This is a genomic window from Streptococcus sp. E24BD, from assembly GCF_041807825.1.
Lineage (GTDB): Bacteria > Bacillota > Bacilli > Lactobacillales > Streptococcaceae > Streptococcus > Streptococcus entericus.
In genome coordinates this window covers 1-9048 of sequence record NZ_JBGTZB010000049.1, presented here as the reverse complement: position 1 = coordinate 9048, position 9048 = coordinate 1, and the positions used below count along the sequence as shown (strand labels likewise).

Here is a 9048-nt window from a genome sequence, read left to right as displayed (position 1 = left end):
GTCTTTCTAATGAGTTGTTTAAGCACTTTTCATTGTAGGTCATATGGAACTTTTTTTCTACACTCAAAAGGCTCTATAATCTCCATGGTGGATTTACCCACTACAGAAATTATAGAGCCACAAAAGAGCGGGGTAATTCCTTCAAAACCATCAAAACGCATCATGTCAGGCAAGCAAATATCTGACACGATGCGTTTTCTAAGTCCAGTCTGAAGCACCTTGAACCCCTTCCCATAAAACTAGAGGCAGCAGCATGACATCATGCCAACCCTAGTTGTGCCCTCGTCTGTTAATGCCACAGAAAAAACCACCCGATTTGATAGATGTCCTCTATCCTTCGGGTGGTTTTTTTATTTTAGGTTATTTAAAAATCAGAGGTGCTTGCGGCGATAATCTGCAATCTCTGCCTTGTTCCCCCAGACATAGTGACCTGGCTTAATTTCTACCATTTCAGGCTTATCAACCGAATAGTCATGCATATCTGGATCGTAGACAATCAACTCCTTCTGGCGTTCCAAGATTGGATCTGGAATCGGCACAGCAGACAAGAGTGACTGAGTGTAGGGATGGATTGGGTTATTGAACAGCTCTTCTGTCTCCGCCACCTCAACGATAACCCCTTTGTGGATAACCGCGATACGGTCTGATATAAAGCGCACCACAGACAGGTCATGGGCAACAAAGAGATAGGTCAAACCGAGCTCGTTTTGCAACTTCTTGAGGAGGTTAAGCACCTGAGCACGGACAGACACATCAAGGGCTGAAATCGGCTCATCAGCGATAACCAACTCAGGGTGCATGACCAAGGCGCGTGCGATACCAATCCGCTGGCGTTGTCCACCTGAGAACTCATGAGGATAGCGAGTTAAATGCTCAGGCAAGAGACCAACTGCCGTAATCATCTCACGCACTTTGTTCTTGCGATCCTCTTCATTTTCGAAGAGGTTAAAGTTGTAAAGACCTTCAGAAATGATGTAATCGACAGTCGCACGGTCGTTAAGACTAGCCGCAGGGTCTTGGAAGATCATCTGAATTTTACGAATGACCTCACGACGCTTATCCGCAGGCAATTTCCCGTTAATCTTATCCCCGTTGAATACAATGTCGCCCTTGCTGGTATCATTTAAGCCAATAATGGCTCGACCAATAGTTGTCTTGCCTGAACCAGATTCGCCAACAAGAGAGAAGGTTTCACCTTTGTTGATAAAGAAGTTGGCGTTCTTAACGGCAACAAATTTCTTTTTGCCCTCGCCAAAGGAAATTTCTAAGTCTTTGATTTCAACTAATTTTTCAGTCATTTCCTACCCCTTTCCAGCCAGTTTGGCGCTGATTTTGTCATGCAAGTTTTGAATAATGGCTGGTTTCTCAACCTTAGGTGCATCTGGATGCAAGAGCCATGTCTTAGCCCAATGAGTATCCGTGACTTGGAAAGCCGGTGGGTGCTCTTCAAAATCAATCTGCATCGCATAGGCAGAGCGAAGAGCAAAGGCATCACCTTTCAATTGCGCATAAAGAGACGGCGGTGTTCCCGGAATAGAGAACAACTCTTCGCCAGCAGCACCCAGCTGTGGCAAGCTAGACAATAAGCTCCAAGTGTACGGGTGACGTGGATCATAGAAAATCTCCTCAACCGTACCAAACTCGATGATTTCCCCAGCATACATCACCGCTACCTTGTCAGCAATCGACGCCACCACACCAAGGTCATGGGTGATAAAGATGGTGGTAAAGTTATACTCACGTTGCAAGGTTTTCAGAAGAGCAATAATCTGAGCTTGAATGGTCACATCAAGCGCCGTTGTCGGCTCATCACAGATAAGAATATCTGGTTTACAAGCCAAGGCAATAGCAATAACGATCCGCTGACGCATTCCTCCAGAATACTGGAATGGGTACTCATCAAAGCGACGTCCAGGATCAGGGATACCAACCTTGACCATGTAGTCAATAGCCATAGCCTTAGCTTCGGTTGGCGAAACCCCTTGGTGCTTGATAATCACTTCTGTGATTTGCTTACCAATCGTCAAAATCGGGTTAAGGCTGGTCATCGGGTCTTGGAAAATGGTTGCAATTTTTGCACCACGGATAGCCTGCCAATCGTCATTGGTCTTCAGTTCAGTTAACTCTTGACCACGGTACATCACGCTACCGCTAGCCACTCGACCGTTTGACTCTAACATACCGGTGAACACTCGCGTGAGTACAGATTTTCCAGAGCCAGATTCACCAACAAGTGCCAACACCTCACCTTCTGTCACATCGACAGACACGCCGCGAATGGCCGTCAACACGCGGTCACGGACATCAAATTCCACCACCACATCTTTGGCAGTTAATATTACATTTTTTTGTTCTGTCATATAAACTCCTATCTATGTGAACGTGGGTCACTAGCATCTGCAAGGTTCTGACCGCTCAGGTAGAGTGAAATAGACACTAACACCAAAATAGTCAGAGGAATCCAGAATAAATACCAGTTTGTGGTGACGTTAACTGAGTAGTTTGAAATCAAGCGTCCTAAACTTGGTACTGTGATTGGAAGTCCAATTTGGAAAGCTGACAAGAAAGCTTCATAAGAAATATAACCCGGCAACATTTGCGACAACTGGGTCACAATCACTGAGATTAACTGTGGCAAGATGTTTTTGATAACCATCTTGACAGTCGGCGTTCCAAGCGTTTGACTGGCTAAGTTGTATTCCAAATCACGGTAGCGCATCACTTGCACACGGATACTGTAGGCCACGCCCATCCAACCAGTCATGGTCATGGCAAAGATAAGGTTCCAGAAACCTGTTCCCAGCGCATAACTCAAGACAATGACAATCAAGAAGCTTGGGATGTTTGAAATAACGTTGTAGATTTCAATCATCACACGGTCAAAACCTTTTGACACACCCCAAATACCACCAACAATAACACCAATAACGAGGTTAATCGTCGTTGCAATGATTGAAATGAGGATGGAATTTCTTGCACCAAACCAAACAGCATCAAAGAGCGAGTGACCATTTTTATCCGTACCGAACCAGAACTCGCCATTAGGCCAGATAAAACGTCTGGAGAAATCATTGATTTTGCTGACATCATTGTAATCATAATCTGAAAACAAAGGGTATAAGAAACTGATGAGAAGGATGAGTGTTAAAATGCTCACCATCACAATACTAGAGCGTTTTTTCCAAAATTGACGGAAAACAGACTGCCAGTAGGAATAGCTCGGCGTATCAATAACCTCAGAGGCAAAATCATCACGCTGAACAAATTGAAATTTTGATTGATTAATCGTTGACATTATTTGCCTCCTCCTTTAGTTGATAATTTGATACGTGGGTCAAGAACTGTCATGAGTAAGTCACCCAAAAATACAGCTAAAATGGACAGGGCTGAGAAGATAAAGTTCAACCCAACAACCATGTTGATATTGTTTGCTTTGATGGCATCAATGAGCATTTTACCCATACCAGGGAAAGCAAATACGGTTTCCGTAAAGGTTGCACCCACGATAACACCCAAAATAGCACCTGGAATACCCGCAACAATCGGAACCATCGCATTTTTGAAAATGTGTCGTGTCATGATTTCTTTCTCATTGAGACCTTTAGCACGCGCAAAACGAACGTAATCGCTCAGTTTTTGGTCAACCAGATAACGACGTGTCCATAACCCTAGACTGAGCGAGCCCAAGAAACCTAGAACCAAAGCAGGTAAGATATAAGAACGAATATCTTGTGCCCCATAAGTTGGGAACAAATCAGGAAGACCTGTCAAAGAACCCAAGAAACGGAAAACGTAGATGAATGCAATAGATGGGATAGCAATGAGGAAGGTCAATGTCCCAGATGAAATCGAGTCAAACAACTTCCCAGAGTGCTGAGCCATGAAATAACCTAAGGGTAATGCAATCAGGTAAGAAATCATCACGCCAAATATCCCAATGAGCGCAGAGTTGGCAATCATTGATGGGTCAGTCTGCAAGTTTTGAGTTTTGGTGTAGGCATCACCCTCACCAAATAGAGCAGCCGTTTTCCTATCTACACTACTTGGTGTCTGATAAGTCCGGCTATAGATGTCAATGGAGCTAGATCGCTTCGTCCCATTTGGGAAAGTCACCTCTTTTAAGAGCTTTTTCCCTTGGGTTTGAGTAATAATTTGAAGAACAGGAACCTTGCTGAAGGTTGGATAAGATACACCAAGGTTTAAGTTGACAAAATTCTGATGAATAAACGGGAACTGTCCATTAAAATACAACAGATACTTGTGCTTAGTTCCTGAACCAACCAAGGCAAAACCAGCTGATGGGTCATTTTCAAAACGCAAATAACGTTCTAAATCAGGATTTTTGGCATCTTTAATACGCCATGGATGATCAATTTCGATTAAATTGGTGAAGAAGTTGAGGACACGTGAAAACATGGAGATTTCACGTGTGGCATAAAATGCCCCGCTCTCTGGAAACTGGTGAAGAGTCCAGCCATTGCCAAGAGAAGCAATGTAATCCTCATAAATTTTTTTATTGGTGTCATTCACTTCACCAGTGACTGATGGATCAAAATCGTTTGCTTTGTCCAACAACTCTTTTGATGTCCAATAGTTGATGTAACCCATTCTCTCGTAAACACCATTTTCATAGTTGACCTTTTTATCAGGCTGGGCAGCCATTTTGGTGTAGTTTGGGTCATTATTAAAAATCTTTGTCCTAGGCACCATCGTGAAAATCAACACATAAGTCAATGTGGTGATGGCAAATAAGGAGACCAAAGATCTCAATAATCGACTGAAAATATATTTCTTCATGCTATCCTCCAAATCCCAAAAGAACTTCCTCTAGGTGATTAGCGGAAGTTCTTTAGGGTTAAAGTTTCTTCTTATTTAACGTGTTTCGCGAGGTCTTCTTGAGCTTTCGCATTTGATTCTGCTTTCTCTTTCAACCATTTCTCACGAGCCGCTTCGTATTCTTTTACTGTCACTGCATTCTCTTGCAATTTCAGGTATTTGTATGATACTGAACCTTTGATACCTGTCCATGAGAATGAACTAGTATAAGGTACAGCTTTAGTCACAGAAGGACGACCACCAGCTGAGATAATCGGCAAGAGCACTGAGGCATCAGCAAGGGTAGCTTCTGCTTCTGCATATTTGCTGTAACGCACTGCCACATCAGATGTTTCTTTTGCCGCATCAGTCAACTGTTGGTTCAATTTCTCAAGACCTAGTGTTTTCACGATTTCTGGGTTTGAGCCAGCATCAATACCGATAATCTTGAGGGTATCTCCGCTTGCTGGGTTAAAGATATCAAGGTAAGTAGATGGGTCTTGGAAGTCAGGGCCCCAACCAGATACAGTTGAGATATCATAGTCTTCTTGTGAGGCATTTTCTGCATGGTAGGTTGCTGCATACAACGGATCTTCGTCCATTGGCAAGATGTCGATTTGGACATTCTCAGCACCAAGCGCTGACTCGATTGACTCTTTGATAGATCCAACACGGCTCATCATCAAATCAGATGTTTGAAGAGCAGGGATATCGATACGGATTGGGAAAGTTACCCCTTGAGCTTCCAATTCTTTCTTAGCTTTGTCAAACTCAGCTTTTGCTTTTTCTGGGTTATAAAGACCGTCTTGAGCGTCGGAGAAGTCAATGTCTTTCCACTCTGAACCAATAGCTGCCATTTTTTCTGTGAAGACATCACCGTAGGTTTGCTCACCAACGTTTACAAAAGTTGGGGCAGTCAACATGTTACGGATACCTTTAGTTTTGGCATCTTCACCAGCTGCTTGAGCGTGGTAGTTGGCACGGCTGATTGCAAAGTTAAGAGCTTGACGGAAGTCTTTGTTCAAGAGAGCTTTCTTGGTAGATTCTTTCTCTGCGTCAGTTGTTTTTGCAGTGTGCTTGTAGCTGGTACGGTTAACGTTGATGGCTCCGTAGAAGACAGTACCATTTTGCTGGCCGTAGATAATGTTGTCTGCAAACTTTTCTTTTACTGAAGAGTAGTTAGAAGCATTTGGCAAAATAGTAGAAGCTGTGAAGACACCTTTTTCAAATTGATCAATAAAGGTTGATATATCTGAACCATCAGTGTAAGTCAACTTGATGTTTTCGATAGCTACTTTATCAGCATCCCAATAGTTAGGGTTTTTCGTGTACTCAAGTGATGACTTAGCTGTCATTGCAGAAATCAAGTATGGTCCGCTGTAGAGGATGCTGCTTGGATCAGCTGAACCGAAGTCGTCGCCTTTACTTTCCAAGAATTCTGCATTAACTGGGAAGAGAATACCCGTGGTCAATTTAGAGTTCCAGTAAGGCTCTGGCTGTGTCAAAGTGTATTGAACAGTTTTCTCATCAATGGCTTTGATGCCAACAGTTGAGAAGTCTTTTGTTTCACCTTTAACGTAGGCATCCAATCCTGCGATAGAGTTTTGAACAAGGTAGAGAGCTTCTGCGTCACCTGAATGATCAGCAGCATATTTCAAACCAGTGACAAAGTCTTCAGCAGTTACATTAGCATACTCTTCACCTTCAACGGTAAACCACTTAGCATCATCACGAAGGGTGTAAGTATAGGTCAATCCATCTTGAGAGACTGTCCAGTCTTCTGCAAGTGATGGCACAAAGTTACCGTACTCATCGTTTTCCAAGAGACCGTCTACAACGTTACCGATAATATCACCAGTTGTGCTCTTGTTTACCAAAAGATAGTTCAATGACTCAGGGTCACTAGTATAAGCGTAAGTATAGGTTGTTGGAGCTGATGAGCTACTTGATGAACCATTACCACAAGCTGCCAAAACAGCCGCAGATAACAAAGTCACACCACCAAGGGCAAGAATTCTGCTTTTCTTCATAGGATTTACCTCAATTTTTTCTTTTTATAAACAGCCAAGTTTTGGGTTTATGTTCTACATTATACCATAAAAAAATCTTAATGCAAGTGATTATTCTGAAAATTTCGCATTTCTTTTGAGCTTTTTTTAACTTTTTTCCGATTTTTTGGCAGTTTTAGCACCTTTTATGTCAGGTAATGTCACATGGTTTTGTGCGGTATAGAAGATATACCTACCGAATTCTTATTTCTTCGAGATGTGTTATAATAGAGAAAACATCGCACACAAGGAGCCTGCGCAATGAAAAAATATTTGGTTGGTTTAGCTCTACTCGTTAGCCTAGTCATACCGCCCCTAGCCTTTGCCTCAACCATTGAACTTCCAGCAAAGGCTGGAATGGCAGTTGAGGTTCGCACAGGAAAAATCCTCTACGAAAAGAACGCTGATCAAAAAGTCCCTGTCGGTAATCTTAGTCGCTTGTTAACTCTCTACCTCGTTTATGATGCCGTTAAGGCAAAGCGAATCAACTGGGACGATAGGGTGACCATCAGTGACTATGCTCTGCAATTAACCCAAGAGCCAGATATCCCAAATGTCACCTTTGCCCATCCGCAGTACAGCGTGAAAGATCTTACCAAAGCTAGCCTCATCTCTGCCTCAAGCTCTGCCTCTGTTGCTCTGGCTGAGCATATCGCAGGCAGTGAGCAAGAAGCTGTTGAGGAAATGCGACGCCTCTTGGATAACTGGGGCATTAAGAAACACTCATTGGTCAATGCCTCAGGGGTAAACAACCGTTATCTGGGAGACTACCGTTTAGAAAACAGTCCCGAAGACGCTGAAAATCAGCTGTCTGCTCGAGATCTAGCCATCATCAGCTATCGTCTCATCAATGATTTCCCAGAGGTCTTAGAACTATCTGAAGCCACTCAGGGTAATTTTGGCGGCGAACCGATTCCGACTTACAACTACCTGCTGGAAAATATGCCTTATGCTCGCCTTGACACTTACGGTCTAATAACAGGAACATCGACAGACGCAGGGTCTGGTCTGATTAGTCTCTCCTACGAAAACCGCATGCAGGTTCTGAGCATCTTTTTGGACGTTGATGGTGGTCGTGAGGATAGCGATAAGCGCTTCCTGGTTGCTCATGATTTTTTGAATCAAATTGCTGAGCAGTTCCATTTGCAAAAGGTTTTGCCAGCCAGCACTAGCTATAAAGACACGCTTGCACCTGTCTTAGACGGTGTCGTGGATAAGGTTTCTGCCGTTACGCAAGATGATTTTTATGTCGTCACAACTCCAGACACTGTTGACAACGTTCAGTTAAAGGCTGTCTTTCCCGATAAAACAAACTACGCCCCCATCAAAGAGGGACAAGTGGTCGGACAAGTGGTCTTTGATGATAAAAAACTAGTTGGAAAAGGGTATCTTGCAGACTTACCAAGTATGCCCCTCATCGCTGAAAGTGAGGTCTCAAGGACTAACCTTCTAAAGATTATCTGGAATCACTTTGTCCGATATATCATCGATAACCTCTAATCCGCCATATTACCCTCTATAGTCCTCAACCGTTCGTCCAATCTTTAATGCCAGTACTACAATCCATGGAAGCAAGTATCTTGAGAAAAGAGTTTTCCTCGCTCTAGTCATACCTATCATAGTGATTTCTATTTTGAACACAGCAACAATTACTAGGACTGTTAAGAGACTCCATCCTTTTGATGCAAAACACTCCATTAAAACCTCCAGCTTCGACCCATTATACCTTTGATCTTTTCCAAAATGACCAGCAAGTAACCGTTGAAATTTATTCTAGCTACCCTTGGTTTGAAGGTAAAACCTACCTTGCATCATTTCCTACCAAACTCGAGAAAGGAGCTGTCTCTGTTTTTTGGAAACACCTTGAACTGGAAAAAGAGGCTGGTTCAATAGAGATCATCATGCTTGCAGTTGACATCAACAGTGAGGATGAACCCTATCGGATTTTTGAAGGCTACCTTGTCAATTCTCAAGCAGTTGATATAGGCGATTTTTTTCACCCGTCAAGACATTGATACCACAGAACACCCCTCTAAAGTCGACTAGCATTAGGTTGTCAAACACTAAAGAAAACAGGAGAACTCTATGTCTAGAAAAATCCGTCGTCAATTTAGTGATGACTTTAAGCAACAAATTGTTGACCTTCACAAAGCTGGCAGGAAACGTAGCGAGCTCATTAAGGAAT

General features: G+C 43.0%; 7 protein-coding genes. 2 read left to right on the top strand and 5 right to left on the bottom strand.

Features of this window, described 5'->3' with window-relative positions; all coding sequences use genetic code 11:
* Window positions 1–371 precede the first annotated feature (371 nt).
* The 5 genes from ACERC5_RS09285 to ACERC5_RS09265 all read right to left on the bottom strand — a co-directional run bounded on the left by ACERC5_RS09285 (window position 372) and on the right by ACERC5_RS09265 (window position 6845).
* A complete protein-coding gene (locus ACERC5_RS09285) occupies window positions 372–1298 on the bottom strand; it encodes an ATP-binding cassette domain-containing protein (RefSeq protein ID WP_373659596.1) in 927 nt (308 codons plus the stop codon).
* Between the two features lie 3 nt (window positions 1299–1301).
* Entirely contained in the window at window positions 1302–2360 is a 1059-nt protein-coding gene (locus tag ACERC5_RS09280; protein ID WP_373659597.1) for an ABC transporter ATP-binding protein, read from the bottom strand.
* Window positions 2361–2368: 8 nt separating this feature from the next.
* Complete coding sequence (oppC, locus tag ACERC5_RS09275; RefSeq protein ID WP_373659598.1) at window positions 2369–3295, bottom strand: oligopeptide ABC transporter permease OppC; 927 nt, start codon at window positions 3293–3295, stop codon at window positions 2369–2371.
* Entirely contained in the window at window positions 3295–4797 is a 1503-nt protein-coding gene (locus ACERC5_RS09270; RefSeq protein WP_373659599.1) for an ABC transporter permease, read from the bottom strand. The genes oppC and ACERC5_RS09270 overlap by 1 nt, the downstream gene beginning before the upstream one ends.
* 71 nt (window positions 4798–4868) lie before the next feature.
* Complete coding sequence (locus ACERC5_RS09265; protein ID WP_373659600.1) at window positions 4869–6845, bottom strand: peptide ABC transporter substrate-binding protein; 1977 nt, start codon at window positions 6843–6845, stop codon at window positions 4869–4871.
* A gap of 279 nt (window positions 6846–7124) precedes the next feature.
* On the opposite strand from ACERC5_RS09265, the gene ACERC5_RS09260 reads away from it, so the two are divergent.
* Both ACERC5_RS09260 and ACERC5_RS09255 read left to right on the top strand, forming a co-directional pair.
* Window positions 7125–8363, top strand: coding sequence for a serine hydrolase (locus tag ACERC5_RS09260; protein WP_373660620.1), 1239 nt, complete (start codon window positions 7125–7127; stop codon window positions 8361–8363).
* A gap of 182 nt (window positions 8364–8545) precedes the next feature.
* Window positions 8546–8878: a hypothetical protein gene (locus ACERC5_RS09255; RefSeq protein ID WP_373660619.1), complete on the top strand. Its 333-nt coding sequence runs from the start codon at window positions 8546–8548 to the stop codon at window positions 8876–8878.
* Window positions 8879–9048: the final 170 nt, after the last annotated feature.